Annotated in this window: 13 protein-coding genes; 8 read left to right on the top strand and 5 right to left on the bottom strand. The window is 43.8% G+C overall.

Annotation, left to right across the window (positions count from 1 at the left end; all coding sequences use genetic code 11):
• Nucleotides 1–39: 39 nt before the first annotated feature.
• Entirely contained in the window at nucleotides 40–1,311 is a 1,272-nt protein-coding gene (locus IQO02_RS11005; RefSeq protein WP_016783828.1) for a YeaH/YhbH family protein, read from the top strand.
• Between the two features lie 11 nt (nucleotides 1,312–1,322).
• On the top strand, nucleotides 1,323–2,885 hold the full coding sequence (locus IQO02_RS11000; protein WP_010437342.1) for a SpoVR family protein: 1,563 nt from the start codon (nucleotides 1,323–1,325) through the stop codon (nucleotides 2,883–2,885).
• Between the two features lie 225 nt (nucleotides 2,886–3,110).
• On the opposite strand, the gene sohB is transcribed toward IQO02_RS11000, so the two are convergent.
• Nucleotides 3,111–4,172 (bottom strand): protease SohB, encoded by a 1,062-nt coding sequence (sohB, locus tag IQO02_RS10995; protein WP_022570679.1) that lies wholly within the window; start codon nucleotides 4,170–4,172, stop codon nucleotides 3,111–3,113.
• A 143-nt stretch (nucleotides 4,173–4,315) separates the two neighbouring features.
• Here sohB and IQO02_RS10990 point away from each other — a divergent pair, with 143 nt between their 5' ends.
• From IQO02_RS10990 to IQO02_RS10975, 4 genes are all read left to right on the top strand, one after another.
• Nucleotides 4,316–5,056, top strand: a complete 741-nt coding sequence (locus IQO02_RS10990; RefSeq protein WP_010437335.1) for a YciK family oxidoreductase — start codon at nucleotides 4,316–4,318, stop codon at nucleotides 5,054–5,056.
• 154 nt (nucleotides 5,057–5,210) lie between these two features.
• Entirely contained in the window at nucleotides 5,211–5,918 is a 708-nt protein-coding gene (gene imuA, locus IQO02_RS10985; RefSeq protein WP_016788845.1) for a translesion DNA synthesis-associated protein ImuA, read from the top strand.
• Between the two features lie 3 nt (nucleotides 5,919–5,921).
• Entirely contained in the window at nucleotides 5,922–7,391 is a 1,470-nt protein-coding gene (locus tag IQO02_RS10980; RefSeq protein ID WP_016788846.1) for a Y-family DNA polymerase, read from the top strand.
• A 109-nt stretch (nucleotides 7,392–7,500) separates the two neighbouring features.
• On the top strand, nucleotides 7,501–10,578 hold the full coding sequence (locus IQO02_RS10975) for an error-prone DNA polymerase (RefSeq protein WP_016800731.1): 3,078 nt from the start codon (nucleotides 7,501–7,503) through the stop codon (nucleotides 10,576–10,578).
• Nucleotides 10,579–10,920: 342 nt separating this feature from the next.
• Here the strand turns inward: IQO02_RS10975 and IQO02_RS10970 are convergent, their stop codons facing one another.
• Nucleotides 10,921–11,862: a chemotaxis protein CheV gene (locus IQO02_RS10970; protein ID WP_010437325.1), complete on the bottom strand. Its 942-nt coding sequence runs from the start codon at nucleotides 11,860–11,862 to the stop codon at nucleotides 10,921–10,923.
• Nucleotides 11,863–12,031: 169 nt separating this feature from the next.
• The gene (locus IQO02_RS10965) at nucleotides 12,032–13,249 is read right to left on the bottom strand and encodes an ROK family protein (protein ID WP_010437323.1); all 1,218 of its coding nucleotides are present in this window, start codon (nucleotides 13,247–13,249) and stop codon (nucleotides 12,032–12,034) included.
• A 319-nt stretch (nucleotides 13,250–13,568) separates the two neighbouring features.
• Between IQO02_RS10965 and pyk the strand changes: the two genes are divergently transcribed.
• A complete protein-coding gene (gene pyk / locus IQO02_RS10960) occupies nucleotides 13,569–15,017 on the top strand; it encodes a pyruvate kinase (RefSeq protein ID WP_010437321.1) in 1,449 nt (482 codons plus the stop codon).
• Between the two features lie 134 nt (nucleotides 15,018–15,151).
• Here the strand turns inward: pyk and IQO02_RS10955 are convergent, their stop codons facing one another.
• Entirely contained in the window at nucleotides 15,152–16,363 is a 1,212-nt protein-coding gene (locus IQO02_RS10955; RefSeq protein ID WP_010437319.1) for a patatin-like phospholipase family protein, read from the bottom strand.
• Between the two features lie 42 nt (nucleotides 16,364–16,405).
• Nucleotides 16,406–16,495 carry a YnhF family membrane protein gene (locus IQO02_RS22575; RefSeq protein WP_099049783.1) on the bottom strand — a complete coding sequence of 30 codons (90 nt, stop codon included), beginning with the start codon at nucleotides 16,493–16,495 and terminating at the stop codon, nucleotides 16,406–16,408.
• A gap of 145 nt (nucleotides 16,496–16,640) precedes the next feature.
• Here IQO02_RS22575 and IQO02_RS10945 point away from each other — a divergent pair, with 145 nt between their 5' ends.
• On the top strand, nucleotides 16,641–17,234 hold the full coding sequence (locus tag IQO02_RS10945) for a hypothetical protein (RefSeq protein WP_010437315.1): 594 nt from the start codon (nucleotides 16,641–16,643) through the stop codon (nucleotides 17,232–17,234).
• Nucleotides 17,235–17,257: the final 23 nt, after the last annotated feature.

Here is a 17,257-nt window from a genome sequence, read left to right as displayed (position 1 = left end):
AAAAAGTAGGATCGCGACATCAGCTGAGAGGGAGTTCTTATGGCACAATTTATCGATCGGAGGCTCAATGGCAAAAATAAGAGTGCTGTAAACAGACAGCGCTTCTTAAGACGCCATAAAGAGCAAATCAAAGAATCTGTGGCCGATGCAGTCAACCGACGCTCAATCACCAATACTGAAACGGGTGAGGATGTTACGATTCCTCATAAAGACATAAAAGAACCTAGTTTTCATCAAGGCCAAGGAGGTCGAAGAGAACGCGTTCATCCAGGTAACGATCAGTTCATTACCGGCGATAAAATCGAGCGCCCTAAAGGTGGTGGACAAGGTGGTGGCTCTGGCGAAGGTGACGCCAGCCCTGATGGCGAAGGTCAAGACGAGTTTACCTTCCAAATTTCCAAAGATGAGTATCTTGATATTCTCTTTGAAGACTTGGCACTCCCTAACCTTGAAAAAAATCAGGTCAATAAAATCACTGAATGGAAAACCCATCGCTCTGGGTATCAGAGTGCAGGGATTCCGTCCAACATTGCGATTGTACGTTCTCTACAGCAATCTCTCGCGCGTAGAACTGCCATGACAGCAGGGAAAAGACGCGAGCTGAATCTACTGATGGAACAACTTGACCAAGTTAAGATGACAGAACCCGCTCAACCATTTGAAGAGAGTCGATTAAAAGAAGAGATTGCCGAGTTACGTAAGAAAATCGAAAGCGTACCGTTCATTGACACCTTTGACTTACGTTATAAAAACTACGAGAAGCGCCCTATCCCATCTAGCCAAGCCGTGATGTTCTGTTTAATGGATGTGTCCGGTTCAATGGATCAAGCGACTAAAGACATCGCAAAACGCTTCTACGTACTGCTTTATCTATTCCTCAATCGTACCTACGAGAACGTCGATGTGGTGTTTATTCGTCACCATACTCAGGCAAAAGAAGTCGACGAACATGAGTTCTTCTACTCACAAGAAACCGGTGGCACCATCGTTTCTAGTGCACTGAAATTAATGAAAGAAATTGTCGCCGACCGTTACCCAGCTAATGAGTGGAATATCTATGCGGCACAAGCATCTGATGGTGATAACTGGGCTGATGACTCACCTCGCTGTAAAGAGCTGTTGGTCAACACGCTTCTGCCAACTTGTCAGTATTACTCTTATATCGAAATTACACGCCGCTCTCACCAAACGCTTTGGCATGAATACGAAAAACTAGAAAGTAGCTTTGATAACTTCGCAATGAAAAACATCAAGACCGTAGAAGATATCTTTCCAGTATTTAGAGAGCTGTTCCAGAAAGAGACAGCATAAGGGGGCTTGCCATGACAGCGAAATCAAACATTGCAGATAGAGACAAGGCTACGCAGAAGAAAAACGACAAGATGCTGCCTGACGGCCCTGACTGGACCTTTAACCTGTTAGAACAATACCACGTTGAAATTAAGCGTGTGGCCCAGCATTACCGTTTAGATACTTACCAGAACCAGATTGAAGTCATTACCTCTGAACAGATGATGGATGCCTACTCAAGTATTGGTATGCCTATCAACTATAACCATTGGTCATTTGGTAAGAAGTTCATTCAAACCGAACAAAACTATAAACATGGCCAAATGGGGTTAGCGTACGAGATCGTGATCAACTCGGATCCATGTATCGCTTACTTGATGGAAGAGAACACCGTCACTATGCAGGCGCTCGTTATGGCTCACGCTTGTTACGGCCACAACTCATTCTTTAAAGGTAACTATCTGTTCCAAACTTGGACAGACGCAAGTTCGATTATTGATTATCTATTGTTCGCTAAAAAATACATCGCGGATTGTGAGGAAAAATACGGTGTTTCAGAAGTAGAACAACTTCTCGACTCTTGTCATGCGCTGATGAATTACGGTGTAGACAGGTACAAACGCCCAGAAAAGATCTCGATTGCTGAAGAGACGGCGAGACAAGAAGAGCGTGAAGCTTATCTGCAATCTCAAGTGAATGAGCTATGGAGAACCGTTCCTCAAAATAAAAGTAAGGAAGAAACAACAAAAGTTCGTTTCCCGAGTGAGCCTCAAGAAAACATCCTCTACTTTATTGAAAAGAACGCGCCACTGCTTGAACCTTGGCAACGTGAATGTGTTCGTATCGTTCGTAAGGTAAGCCAGTATTTCTATCCTCAAAAACAAACACAGGTAATGAATGAGGGTTGGGCTACCTTCTGGCATTACACCATTCTGAACCACCTTTACGATGAAGGTTTGGTGAGTGATAAGTTCATCTTAGAGTTCCTACACAGTCACACCAGTGTGGTTGCTCAACCCGCCTACAACAGCCCTTATTTCAGTGGGATAAACCCTTATGCACTTGGCTTTGCGATGTTTAGAGACATCCGACGTATCTGTGAAGAGCCAACCGATGAAGATAAGGAGTGGTTCCCTGAATTAGCCGGCAGTGATTGGTTAGAGGCGGTTCACTTTGCGATGCACAACTTCAAAGATGAAAGCTTCATCAGCCAATACCTTTCTCCAAAGATCATTCGTGACTTTAAGCTATTCTCAGTACTCGACGACGACCGTAAAAATACCATCGAAGTTAGTGCAATTCACGATGATCCTGGCTATCGCTTGATTAGAGAAAAACTGGCTGCACAATACAACCTAAGTAACCTTGAACCGAATATTCAGGTGTTTAATGTGGATGTTCGTGGTGACCGTTCAATGACATTGCAATATGTCCCTCATGACCGTATCCCGCTTGATAAAGGCTACGATGAAGTGATGAAGCATCTCTATCGCTTATGGGGCTTTGATGTCATTTTGGAAGAGCTCAAAGACACAGGCCATAGAGAAATCCTCACGACGTGTCCAAAACGTAACGATTATGGATCCAAGATTTAATACCAATCAAAGTAAGTGATTGGTATAAGACTCCGCTCCCCCTACAACATAGTGGTCAACCCGCTCGGAAGTGGAGCAATAAAAAGCGCATAAGTTTGATGACTTATGCGCTTTCTTTTTAAGGCTCAAACGTCTTCAATAGACGCAAGGCACTAAACCTAGATACTAGAGCTAAAAAGCTAAATAAGCTAAATAAGCTAAATAAGCTAAATAAGCTAAATAAGCTTAAACAATCGGCTTTTGGCCACGTTCAATCAACTTCATCAGCACACTATCTGCAGATTTACCTGCAACGCCTGCTAGCTTATCTGATAATTTTTTCTTTTGTACGTAGTGAATCGCTAGAACCGTCTTGTCTTTACATGCTGCTACGACTAAATCATCAGAAGTCCTGATCTCATCCACTAGCCCAAGTTCATGCGCTTGTGTGCCAAACCAGTGCTCACCCGTTGCTACTTTTTCAAGATCGAGTGCTGGGCGGTGATCACGGATGAAGTCTTTGAATAAGCCATGCGTCTCTTCGAGCTCTTCTTTAAACTTCTCGCGTGCTTTATCGCTGTTCTCACCAAACATAGTAAGCGTGCGTTTGTACTCACCCGCCGTTAGCTGTTCGAACTCAATGTCATGCTTTTTAAGCAATTTATTGAAGTTTGGCAGTTGAGCAATAACACCAATAGAGCCAACAATAGCAAACGGTGCAGATACAATTTTGTCCGCAATACATGCCATCATGTAACCACCACTCGCGGCTACTTTGTCTACCGAGATAGTTAGAGGCAAACCTGCTGCTTTGATGCGATCAAGTTGAGAAGACGCCAAACCATAGCCGTGAACCATGCCACCGCCAGACTCAAGCTTAAGCAATACTTCATCACCTTCACGAGCCACAGCCAACACCGCCGTTACCTCTTCACGTAACGAAGCAACTTCTTTCGCATCAATGCTGCCGTTAAAATCGAGAACGAATAGGTGTGGTTCACGCTTGCTATCAAGCTCACCCTCTTTCGCTGCTTTTTTCACTTCTTTGCCACGTGATTTTACTTTTTCTTTTTCCGCTTTCTTTTCTGCTTTATCACGGGCTTTGATGAAAGCATCATCATGTAGATGGTGCTCAAGTTGCTCAATCGTCTGTTTGTGATGTTCAGATAGGTTCGTGATTTCCAGCTCACCTTTAATCGCGCTTGATTTTCCACCCACCGATTTAGCAATCACTAAAATTGCAATGATGGCGATTACAACTGTCGCAATCTTGGCTAAAAACAAGCCGTAGTCCAACAAAAATTCCAATGTCATATCCCCTATTGTATGAATTAGTGTATTGTAACCATCTTGTCACGATTACCAAGAATTTCTCATCATTCCTGCGGTTATCTGTGTGATTTAACATCAATGGAATGACGAACATAATAAAAGAAAGAAGGATAAGCACAGTGGATTACCCAATCTCTACAGATGCCCTCAAAGATAAAGTAATTTTGGTTACAGGTGCCGGTGCTGGCATTGGTCGCCAAGCCGCACTAAGTTTCGCTCAACATGGCGCAACTGTCATTCTGTTAGGCCGCAATGTCAAAAACCTTGAATTGATTTACGACGAAATCGAAAGTTCTGGTTACCCGCAACCTGCGATTATCCCACTGGATTTAAAAGGCGCGACGAAACAGAACTACATCGACATGGCTGAAACCATTGAATCTCAGTTCGGTCGCTTAGATGGTCTACTGCATAACGCAGGTGTGCTTGGCACGTTAAGTCCGTTTAATCAAATCGATGAAGAAACGTTTGATGGCGTCATGCAAATCAACGTTAAAGCTGAATTTCTAATGACTCAAGCATTACTGCCAGTTATTAAAAAAGCGGAAGCCGGTCGTATTGTCTTTACCTCTTCAACGGTTGGTCACTCTGGCCGTGCGTTTTGGGGCACTTACGCAATTTCAAAGTTTGCAACAGAAGGCATGATGCAAATCCTAGCGGACGAGCTTGAAGACACTAACATCCGTGTAAACGCAATTAACCCAGGAGGCACTCAAACACGCATGCGTGCAAAAGCGTACCCAGGTGAAGATGCGAACAAGTTAAAAACGCCACTCGACATCATCCCGCTTTATCTACACTTAATGAACCCAAGTGTGACAGACATTAATGGCCAATGTATCGATGCTCAACCTAAGTAGCTGATATTATGAGCAATAACAAGAGGTCGCTTTAATAGCGGCTTTTTTTATATCCAAATCAATCATCTAACGCTTACTTCCGCTAATTTTCGTCATTTTGCTTTGCATCTTTTTCATTGTTAAATATACTGTATGTATATACAGGTATTTAATTATGCATGAACTAATAAAAAACTTACAAGACCGCCAGTTAATCTGGAAAGGATTACAATCAACAACGCTAGGAAGTACCACTTCGACAGGCTATCCTCAATTGGATAAGCAACTTGATGGCGGCTTCCCAACGCACGGCGTTATTGAAGTTGAGTCACAACAAGGGATCGGTGAACTTCGTCTACTCACTCCTTATTTAGCTCAACAAAACTCACAGAAACTGGCCATATTCATTAACCCGCCAGGGAAAATAGGTGCCGAGTTTTTTAGCAACCAAAGGATTCAACTAGAAAATATTCTCGTTATCGAGCCTCAACGCGACCTCGATGCATTATGGGCCGCTGAACAGTGCCTCAAGAGTGGTGCCTGTCATTCTGTATTGTTATGGGGAACCAATCTCGAAATCCACCAAACCAAGCGCCTGCAAGCAGCAAGCGAAACGGGTAAGTGTCTGCAATTTCATTTTAAAGCCACCAGCCATAATCAGTTATCCCTACCCGTTTCTTTAAGCATGAAGCTGTCTTCTCACGCTCAAGGGTTAAAGGTTGAGATCACCAAAAGAAAAGGCAGTTGGTCGTATGGCAGCTTTATTCTAGACATGACACATAACTGGCCGTTACTCACAGAGCAAGTCGTTTATGAAGACAACTTAGACCGTGCTTTGTCAGGTAACACTGTGCTTGCTTTTCCTATTGCAAAGCAAGGCTAGCGTATGTTGTGGCTTTATCTGCACTTTCCATCTCTGCAGTTGGATACCTTGTTTAACTCTAATGAATTGAGTTCAAGCGAAGACTCACGCGAACAACCTATTATCATCGTGGATGAAAAAGATCACCATGTGCTGCAAGCTAACCCAGCCGCGCTGGAATCAGGCATAACACTAGGTATGGGGCTAGGATCTGCAGCGGCGCTTTGCCATAACTTACACGTTCACCCTTACATCATTGAGCTAGAGAAAAATAAGCTGAAAGAGATTGCTCAATGGGCCTATCTGGTTACATCCGACATGGCCTTACTGCCACCTAATGGATTATTGATTAAGGCCTCTAACATGCTGTCGCTTTACGATGGGCTAGATAACTACTGGCATGAACTCAAAAGCCATTTAGAAACGCTCAATATCCAGTTCAGCTTTGCCACGGGTTATTCGCCGCTTTCTGCAATCCTTTTAGGCAAGCAATCCATCAACCAAGCGACGAACAATGTTGAGCAAATGAAAGCTTGGGTAAGTCAGCAGGCGCTGAGTTCAAGCGAGCTTCCTGCTAAACAAGTTGAGCGCCTGAATCGTGTTGGTATCAATGTCGTAGAAGACCTATTAAAGCTGCCTTTGCAAGATGTCGCGCGCCGCTTTGATATCGACTTGGTGAACTATGTGGGTCGTCTTAATGGGCAGTTCAAGCACCCTATTGATTTTTATCATCCACCAGAGAGTTTCCAACAATATTTGGAGCTGCTGTTTGATATTGAAAACATCCTATTCATCGAAAAGCCTTTGCTGAAATTGTTGAATCAGCTCGAATGCTTTTTGAGGTTACGTGACCGAGTGGCTTTCGAGTTAACGCTGACTTTGCACCTAAGAAATAAAGACGACCACCCTGTCTCTTTTTATTCAGCACAAGGTGATTACCTTGCGACAAAGTGGGCAAATCTCACGCATCTCACCTTAGAATCACTAAAGCTCACAGCACCGGTTCAGGGGCTGACCCTATCCTTGGTTCGTCATGGAGAACCGCAAATGGCCTACCATGATCTTTTTGATGGTAACACCGGAACACTTGCCACGTTAGATTTGCTCTCACTACTGCAAGCAAAGCTTGGGCAAGCCTGCATTCAAACACCGAAAATACAATACGACCCAAGGCCAGAAAAGGCCAATCAGTATTCACTCCCAACACTGAGTAAACCTGTGTCAAAGAGACAAACTCCCTCAGGGAGCGAGCAACAAACCATAGCTCTCAGCGTCAACCAACAACGACTCAGGCCCAGTATTTTACTGCCAGAGCCCGAAGCACTAACCGAAAGCGTCACCTTATCTCAAGGCCCTGAGCGCATTGTGTCTGGCTGGTGGGACGGAGAGAAGATCATTCGTGACTACTTTATTGCTCACAGTGAAAACGGTCGATGGCTCTGGATATTTAGAACACCAGATAAACAGTGGTTTTTGCACGGCTTATTTAGCTAGTTTGTAAGACAGAAAGTAAGAAACTTCGCTATCTCGTCCGTTCTGCTTATTGAACTTCAACATCCTTTTTCAATCATATTCACTCGCAATGGTTAAGTGAGATTACGTTATGTCTCAGCAATACTCAGAGCTATTTTGCCAAAGTAATTACTCCTTCCTTGAAGGAGCTTCACACGCAGAGGAGCTTGTTTTACAGGCCGACTTCTTACGTTACAAAGCGCTCGCAGTTACTGATGAGTGCTCGCTGGCGGGCATCGTTAAGGTTCACTCAGCAATCAAGCAACATGAACTGTCGCTCAAACAAATTGTCGGGAGCATGTTTTGGTTAAATGAAGAGTGCCAAGTGATCTTGATATGCCCAAACAGACAAGCCTATGCCGAGCTGTGCCGTATTATTACCAACGCGAGACGTCGTAGCAGTAAGGGGCATTATCAGCTCTCTGAGTGGGATATCATGTCGGCTAAGCACTGCTTTATTCTTTGGCTTCCTCAACAAAAAAATGAAGACGCGCATTGGGGGCAATGGCTTTCTCAGCATCATTCAGGCCGGCTTTGGATCGGCTTACAACGACACCTAAAGCAAACCGATCAGCAGTACATCGACTATTGCGTCGAGATGTCACACCATCATCAACTGCCGATAACCGCTTGTGGTGGCGTGCTGATGCACAATGCTAACCGCTTACCCTTACAGCACTCACTCACTGCGATAAAATACCAAAAACCTATTACCGAAGTGGGCAGTCACTTACTCGCTAATGCCGAGCGCTGTTTACGAAGTATTAATAAGCTCTCTCATATATTCAAAGTTGAGTGGCTAGAAGAGAGCAACCGAATCTCAGAGCTGTGCGAGTTTGAGTTAGACAGCTTGCGCTACGAATACCCAAGCGAGCTGATTCCTCAAGGTGAGACACCCATGAGTTATCTACGCATGTTAGTCGAAAAAGGAAAACGAGCTCGCTTCCCGCAAGGCGTGCCTAACGACATTCAACAAATCATAGAGAAAGAACTGGGGCTGATTGACGAGCTTGACTACCCTTTCTTTTTTCTCACGATCCACGACATCGTCATGTTTGCCAAAAGCCAAGGCATTCTTTACCAAGGTCGAGGTTCAGCGGCCAATTCCGTGGTCTGTTACTGCTTAGAAATCACCTCTGTCGACCCAAGACAGATCTCAGTATTATTTGAACGCTTCATCAGTAAAGAACGTGATGAGCCGCCGGATATTGATGTCGATTTTGAGCATGAGCGCCGTGAAGAAGTCATCCAATACATCTACAAAAAATACCGTAGAGAACGCGCAGCACTTGCCGCAACTGTCATTTCATATCGCTTCAAAAGTGCAGTAAGAGATGTCGGCAAAGCTTTAGGGCTACAAGAAACTCAGCTGGATTACTTCATAAAGAACACCAACCGCAGAGACAAAAGCTTAGGTTGGCAGGCTCAATTAACTCAATTGGGGCTGCAACCGGACTCTTTGAAAGGTCAGCAATTTATCCATTTAGTTAATGAGATCATCGGCTTTCCACGTCACTTATCTCAGCACGTTGGTGGCTTTGTGATCTCTTCTGGGCCTTTGTACGAATTGGTTCCCGTCGAGAATGCAGCTATGCACGATCGAACCATCATTCAATGGGATAAAGATGATCTTGAAACCTTAGGGCTGCTTAAAGTCGATGTACTCGCGCTTGGTATGCTTTCTGCGATTCGTAAGTGCTTCGACCTGATCAAACGCATTCACGGGCGATCACTCACCATCGCAGAGATCACTCGCCTCAAGGACGATCCTCAGGTTTATGGCATGATTCAACGAGCAGACACGGTCGGTATATTCCAAATTGAGTCACGCGCGCAAATGAGCATGCTGCCAAGGCTCAAACCAAGGACTTATTACGACTTGGTGATTCAAATCGCTATCGTGCGTCCTGGGCCTATTCAAGGCAATATGGTTCACCCATTCTTAAAGCGTCGAGATGGTATTGAGCCAATCAGCTATCCATCTAAGGATGTTAAATCGGTACTGTCGCGCACCTTAGGTGTGCCGATATTCCAAGAACAAGTGATTAAGCTCGCGATGGTGGCAGCAGGGTTTACAGGTGGAGAAGCGGATCAACTCAGACGCGCCATGGCGGCTTGGAAGAAAAATGGTAACGTCTTTAAGTTCAAAAACAAGCTCATCGAGGGCATGCAAAATCGCGGTTATGAGACAGAGTTTGCTGAGCAGATATTTAAACAAATATGTGGTTTTGGTGAATACGGCTTTCCAGAAAGCCATTCCGCCTCATTTGCCGTTTTAGCCTATTGCTCAGCTTGGTTGAAATGTTACTACCCAGAATGTTTCTACGCGTCTTTGCTCAATAGCCAACCCATGGGCTTTTATAGCCCTTCACAGTTGGTACAAGACGCACAACGACACAATGTGGCGATTCTTCCAGTATGTGTGAACACCTCACAAGACAACCACATAGTCGTTGAACATCAGAATGGTTTAGCGATTCGCTTAGGGCTACGACAAATCAAAGGGTTCAGCGAGCATGGAATCCAAAGCGTGCTCGCCAATCGCCCACATTCCGGTTATCGCCATCCGAGCCAAGTGAAACAGTTGTCGATGAATAAGAAGGACATAGAGTTACTCGCGTCAGCTAATGCGTTACACAATGTTTCTGGTGACCGTTTTCAGACACGCTGGGCAATGATGGATTCAGCATCTGACTTACCGTTATTTAGTCAAGTTCACGACGACATAAAACACTCACTTCATCAACCCAGTGAAATGCAAAATTTATTAGAGGATTTCAGTAGTGTCGGGATTTCGCTAAATAAGCACCCTATCACCTTACTAGAAGAAACTAATCGATTAGGCCGCTTCACACATATGAAAGACTTAAAACAACAAAGACATAAATCCATGGTCACGGTCGTTGGTTTAGTCACTGGTAAGCAGTCACCCGGCACCGCAGCCGGTGTCACCTTTGTCACATTAGAAGATAACACGGGCAATATTAACGTTGTGGTATGGGGAGCCACCGCACGCGCACAGCAACAAGCTTATCTGACAGCGAAGGCTTTAAAGGTGCAAGGGGTCTTAGAGAAGGAAGGCGAAGTCGTGCATGTGATTGCGGGAAAGCTCATCGATATTACCGATGAAATTACTGGCTTGAACACCAAATCACGAGATTTTCATTAGTTGTGAATTATCAGTAACGGTAAAAATAGCCATGCCATCAAAGACCAACGAAAGAGACGTAAAAAACAGAAAAGGGAGCCTTCAGCCTCCCTTCAATAAAAATTGTTGAGCTATCACTCAACGTCAGCTTCCGTACGTCTTTTCTTAAATTCCCTATATAGTAATAAACTCAAAGTCATTACAACTTTAGAAGTTAACCATATCATTAAGAGAAACTGCCTTAGATTGTGTGTGAAAAGTTACGCTAATCGTTGAGCATATTTCGTTACGATAAATATGCTTCATCAATGTTAACAAACGTTTTCTATAAGATCATTAAAAATAACCGTACAGCAGGTTTAATTATAATAACTGACGCATTCTCTCTTGAGTCACTTCAACTAAGAGGTCAGGTTGAAATTTAGAAATGAAGCGGTTACACCCTACTTTTTCAACCATAGCTTCATTAAAACTTCCGCTTAATGAGGTATTTAGTGTGATAAATAGATCATGCATTCTAGGGTCAGTACGTACTTCATGAGTCAGCTTATAGCCATCCATTTCAGGCATTTCGGCATCAGTGATCATCAGCAGGATTTCTTGATTAATGTCTTTGCCTTCATCACACCATCCTTTAAGTAAGGTTAGCGCTTCTAAGCCATCACAGCACTCGATAATGTTCAAACCCAGTTGTGACAAGGTACCTTTAATCTGATTACGAGCGGTTGAAGAATCATCAACGATAAGCACGTTACGCCCAACCATTTCATTGGCTAGCTGCTCGTCTAAAACACCTTCAGAAATAGAAACGTCGTAATCAATGATCTCGGCCAACACTTTCTCGACATCGATTATCTCAACAATTTTATGCTGATCTTCTTCTTGAATATGTGTGATAGCTGTAAGGTAATTTGCACGACCCGCCGTCTTCGGTGGTGGCTGAATTTCAGTCCAAGTCGTATTCACAATATTACGGACTTGCCCAACCAAGAAACCTTGTACCGTTCGGTTGTATTCCGTAATGATCAAGTTACTTTCTTGAGACTCAGCACGTGATGGAGGAAAGCCAATCGCACTGCGCAAATCAATAACAGGAACAGATTCGCCACGTAAAGAGGCAACCCCTGTAATGTGATGGTGAGAGCCCGGTAAGCGAGTGAGTACTGGTACTTTTAAGACTTCTTTTACTTTAAATACGTTAATCGCGAATAATTGACGACTATTTAAGCTGAATAATAAGAGTTCCAGACGGTTTTCACCAACTAGCTTGGTTCTCTGATCAACCGAATTTAAAACGCCAGACATACAACACCTTAGGGACAAATAATAACTGTGGCTACAATAGCCTACTTCAATAGGTTAAAGCAAAGCGCCAATGCACAGAATGCTTAAACTAAGTACAACAAATAATGTTATACAAAGCTTAAGTACATGGAAAGGTTTCAGGTAAAGCTAAAAGACGGGTAAAAAGAAGTTAGCCTTCAATCACTTTCATTAATAATTGACCATCATATAAGGCCTGCTTGATAAGCGCGGCACCTGGCATGGTCGCCTGCTTATAGAATCGAGACTCCACTAACTCTAAGTCTTGATGGTAAACCGACAAGCTCTGCTCTTCGATACACTTTTGGATCGCAGGATACAACACGCTCTTTGCCTGATTGATAACGCCACCAACCAAGACTTTCTCTGGATTGAAAAGATTAATCACAATCGCTATCGCAGCACCTAAGTAACGACCTAACTGTTCGATCACTTCTACTGCAAGAGGATCTCCATCGGCAGCGGCAGCACAAATCTGTTCAATAGTTACATCTTCAAACACTGTCAGTGTCGATGCTTCACCATTCGCCAATCGTTCTTTTACTTGATCACGGATCGCCTGGGAACTCGCGACCGTTTCTAAGCAGCCTCGGTTACCGCAGTGACAAAGTTTGCCCTGCTTATCGATCTGGATATGCCCAAGTTCACCAATATTACCATGTCGACCTTGCAACACTCGGCCGTCGAGAATGATCCCGGCACCTACACCGTGGTGAATTGAGATAAGAACAGAATTATCGTTATCTTGTGAGTGACCAAACAGCTTCTCTGCTAATGCCCAAGCTCGGGTATCATTGGCGATAAAGACAGGTAGCCCCGTTTCTTTGTAGATCTCAGGACCCAACGCTAAATTTTTAACGTTGTAGTGCGGCATTTGCAACACAATACCTTGCTCAGAATTGACCAAACCTGGCAATGTGATTGCAATACTCGTCACCCTGTCGAGTTGTTCAGCATAAGTTTGGAAAAACTCATCAATCTCATGCAGAAGACGTGCAAGTACATCATCTTGATCACGTTCATGAATATCAATTTTAGTATCGATAAGCACGTCGCCACCCAACTCATGAAGTGCGATGGTCAAATATCCACGACCAAGACGCATTGACAAAAATTGCCAACCCTCGTTATTGGTTTGCAAACCGACAGCAGGACGCCCACGAGTCGTGGCTTCTTGAACCGTGGTTTCGTGAATGAGGTGAGCTTCAATGAGTTCACGGGTAATTTTAGTAATACTCGCCGGAGCCAACTCACTTTGCTTGGACAGATCGATACGAGAAATAGGACCTCTAAGGTCAATTAGTTTATATACACGACCAGCATTGACCTGTTTGATATGATCAATATGGCCCGGTTGAGCCATGTACATTTTACGCTCCAGAAATCATCAACAGGTTAATTTTTTTACTTTGCGAAGTAATTGTGAAGTCACTTGGTATATCGCCGTGACCAGTATCACGTATATACATGAATCTTTGTGTATCTAGTCAAATAGTTTGAGAAAAATTAACACCCATATCGATAAATTGAGACTTAATTTTCAGAATGAAACATCGCATTTTTGCTCTGAATTCAATAATTGGAGACAAATAAAGAAATATCTCCCTAGCTCCCAATAAATTATCAATTAATGCATATACTTAATTCAGTCTTTTGAAAGATTACTTGGTCTCACTCTAGGAGTATTCATGACAGCCGAATTAAGAAAAACGAAAATAGTCACAACGCTAGGCCCCTCTACTGATAAAGGTAACGTGCTTGAAGAAATCATCAAAGCAGGTGCCAATGTCGTCCGTATGAATTTCTCGCACGGCACTAGCGAAGACCATATACAACGCGCAGAAAACGTCAGAGCGATAGCAAAAAGACTCGGCACTCAAATCGCTATTCTCGGTGACTTACAAGGTCCCAAGATTCGTGTGTCGACATTCAAAGATAACAAAATACAACTTACCGTCGGTGACCAATTTACGCTCGACAGCAGCCTAGGTTTAGGTGAAGGCGATCAACAAGCCGTCGGTCTTGATTACAAAGAGCTCCCTAACGATGTATCCGCTAACGACATTCTGTTACTCGACGATGGTCGTGTTCAATTAAAAGTCACCAAGGTGGAAGGCTGTCGCGTTCACACAGAAGTCATCATCGGTGGTCCTCTTTCCAATAACAAAGGCATTAACAAAAAAGGGGGGGGGCTTTCCGCAGAAGCGCTGACAGAAAAAGACAAGCGCGATATCGTCACTGCAGCTCAAATCAAAGTCGATTATTTGGCCGTTTCTTTTCCTCGCAACGGTGAAGACATGCATTACGCTCGCCAGCTTGCACGGGAAGCTGGCTTAGAAGCTCACCTTGTAGCAAAAGTAGAGCGAGCAGAAACAGTAGCAACAGTTGAGAACATGGATGACATCATATTAGCCTCAGATGTGGTCATGGTGGCCCGTGGTGACCTCGGAGTGGAAATTGGTGACCCTGAGTTGGTAGGAGTACAAAAACAGCTTATACGTCGTGCTAGAGCGCTTAACAGAACCGTAATCACCGCAACGCAAATGATGGAGTCGATGATTTCCGCGCCAATGCCAACCCGCGCAGAGGTGATGGATGTAGCCAATGCCGTACTTGATGGCACCGATGCTGTCATGCTTTCGGGGGAAACAGCGGCGGGCGATTACCCAGTAGAAACCGTGAAATCAATGGCAGAAGTCTGTATTGGTGCAGAGAAAATGGCGGGCATTAATAACCAATCTAATTACCGTATTGACCGCACCTTTGTTACCGCCGAAGAAACCGTTTCGATGGCGACCATCTACTCAGCAAACCATATGGAAGGCATTAAAGGCGTAGTCACTCTCACCGAGTCAGGGCGAACTGCACTGATGATGTCTCGCCTGAGTGCCGACATGCCTATCTATGCCCTGTCTCGTAACGAAGGAACGCTTAATCGTTGTACTTTATACCGAGGCGTGACGCCTATTTACTTTGAAACAGAGGCCAAAGACAGCTTTGATATTGCACTATCAACATTAGATTGCCTGAAAGAAGAAGGATACCTTAAATTTGGCGACCTCGTGATCGTCACCCAAGGCGATATTATGGATGTGGCGGGGTCAACCAACTGTATGAGAATCCTACCGGTCACATAAGTCTAATCACTAGAGTCTAGAATCCTAGGTTTAGGCATAAAATTAAGAAAACAAAAAAGGGTTATCGAACCAAGTTCAATAACCCTTTTTCACTTCAAAATATTGTCGGTCTAACTACTTATTGCCTGCGAGCATTATTTATCAACAACGCTGGTGGCAAGCTGTGACATGTGTGAACTACGAGCGTTCTCTGTTGACGTATAAGTTTCGACAAATCGGTAACCCGCCTCTAAACCCAATTCGTAGTCATGTAGCAAATCTTCTTTGTCACTCATTAATGAACTCGATTTAAGCGGCTGACTAGGTGCTATCTGGACCACAAACGCATCATCGGGTGGTGAGTTAAGAAAGTTTTGAGTTAGCGAGTAAGTTTGATAATGAACCATCAACATATCAGCTAAGCCTGAATCAAACTTATCACCAATCAAATGGCTTAAACGATAGATATCATCAGCACCAAACAACCATCGACCGCCATTTAAAAGATCCAAATGTACCCTGTCGCGCTTTTGCTCTTTTGAACTCAAAATTTGTTGTTGAAAGAACGAGCTCCAATCGGTTTTCCATTGGTCTACTTTTTGTTGCCAATGACCTTGAACATTATTCAACGAACCACGAAACCACTCAAGTTCTTCTACAGAGGCTCTGTTGCTCTTCGCTAAAATTGGCTTATTGTGATCCTGAATGGGTAAGTCAACATTCGACTCAAAGGTAGGTTCGGTTCTAATGACAACAATAGATCGAGCCTGACGGCGCCAAGCTTCTTGCACAGGAATAGCAGCCGAAACACCACCGTCTACGTATGTTCCATTACCAATCAGTATTTCATCATTGTATAAACGAGGGATGGCGCACGTTGCAATCATCACTTTATACCAATCTTCACCCAGCAAAGGGAAGTAATGGTCTTGAAGGTCTTTCGAGTCGGTTACCGCAGCAAAGAGTTGTCGAGCGCCCAGGGTTTGTCGCCCCAAATCAAGATCGAGCTTATATGGGTAAGCCATGATCTGCTCCAACGCCCACTCTAACCCTAAGTTCTTACGATGTCTTATGTAAGAAAACAGATTAAAGAATTCTGGTGCTGTGGTGAGATCGAGAACAAAAGAACGGCCTAGGCCTTTATCACGGCACAGATAGGCACATAAATTTAAAGCACCTGCGGAAGTACCAAAAAATTCATCAAAGGGGTCAAAATTAGAAAGAAGAAAGGCATCCAGCACTCCAGAAGTAAAAATACTTCTCTGTCCGCCACCTTGAGCGACCAGTGCTGTTTTTCCAGCAATAAACTTAGCGTAATAATCCAAGTCTATTGCTGTATCAATATTGGTTATGAGCCCACTATTCATTAATACCCTGAGTATGAAAACCCAGCCTCACGATAAATGGTATTAACTACCAATCGCAATAAAACCAAATGAAAGAATGATTGTGTAAATTAACACCGTTATTTGTAGGGCATTTTTCAGATTATGGTCCATAGACACCTCTGGCTTATTATTAATTTGTTGAGTCACTATTTAAGTACTATCAGGTGTGTGAAGTATCTTCAAGAATCGTCGAAATTAGTCGCACAATATTGATGTAACCATCACAATTAGTAAGTGTATGGATAAGGATATACTCATGAATAACAAAGTAAATATGATGGCATTAATTGCGTTTTTCTCCGTGTCGGGCGTATATGCGTCTCCAGAGATCATCATTACTCCCATGGTAGGTTATACCGGTGGTGGCAGTGTCGAAGACCAGGATGGTAAAACCTTTGACATGGAAGGCTCAGAAAACTTCACCTTCGCAATAGAAACCCCATTAGAAAAAGGACGTATCGGTTTTTTCTATTCCAACCAAAGCTCTGAGTTAGAATCGCTGGATCTTAGCTCCTCAATCCAATACTTGCACTTTCAAAGCAGTATCTACTACCCTGCATCGCCTATGTTATCTGGCTACCTAGGGCTAGGTCTCGGGGCATCATACGTTGATGTGGATTGGGCGAAGGACAAGTATGGATTCTCAACCTCAATCTTTGGCGGCTTGGAATACAAGTTTAGCGACCGCTTAGCGCTGAACACCCAGGTGCGTTGGCTAGGTACGGTTGTCGATAACGACACATCTGGTGTGTGTAACATCCCTAGTACGGGTCAAGAGTGTATTATCCGCTTTGATACTGATTGGATGAACCAATTCCAAGCCAATGTCGGACTCAGTTTTACGTTCTAATTACGGTAGCTGATAAAACGAAA

The sequence above is a fragment of the Vibrio sp. OPT24 genome, assembly GCF_015163545.1.
Taxonomy (GTDB): Bacteria; Pseudomonadota; Gammaproteobacteria; order Enterobacterales; family Vibrionaceae; genus Vibrio; species Vibrio cyclitrophicus.
The sequence above is the reverse complement of the archived record's forward strand: the minus strand, read 5'-3'. Positions and strand labels throughout refer to the sequence as shown.

Coding starts and splice junctions, on each gene's coding strand:
- IQO02_RS11005 (WP_016783828.1), top strand. CDS start 40: ATGGCACAATTTATCGATCGGAGGCTCAATGGCAAAAATAAGAGTGCT.
- IQO02_RS11000 (WP_010437342.1), top strand. CDS start 1,323: ATGACAGCGAAATCAAACATTGCAGATAGAGACAAGGCTACGCAGAAG.
- imuA (WP_016788845.1), top strand. CDS start 5,211: ATGCATGAACTAATAAAAAACTTACAAGACCGCCAGTTAATCTGGAAA.
- IQO02_RS10980 (WP_016788846.1), top strand. CDS start 5,922: ATGTTGTGGCTTTATCTGCACTTTCCATCTCTGCAGTTGGATACCTTG.
- IQO02_RS10975 (WP_016800731.1), top strand. CDS start 7,501: ATGTCTCAGCAATACTCAGAGCTATTTTGCCAAAGTAATTACTCCTTC.
- IQO02_RS10970 (WP_010437325.1), bottom strand. CDS start 11,862: ATGTCTGGCGTTTTAAATTCGGTTGATCAGAGAACCAAGCTAGTTGGT.
- IQO02_RS10965 (WP_010437323.1), bottom strand. CDS start 13,249: ATGTACATGGCTCAACCGGGCCATATTGATCATATCAAACAGGTCAAT.
- pyk (WP_010437321.1), top strand. CDS start 13,569: ATGACAGCCGAATTAAGAAAAACGAAAATAGTCACAACGCTAGGCCCC.
- IQO02_RS10955 (WP_010437319.1), bottom strand. CDS start 16,363: ATGAATAGTGGGCTCATAACCAATATTGATACAGCAATAGACTTGGAT.
- IQO02_RS22575 (WP_099049783.1), bottom strand. CDS start 16,495: ATGGACCATAATCTGAAAAATGCCCTACAAATAACGGTGTTAATTTAC.
- IQO02_RS10945 (WP_010437315.1), top strand. CDS start 16,641: ATGAATAACAAAGTAAATATGATGGCATTAATTGCGTTTTTCTCCGTG.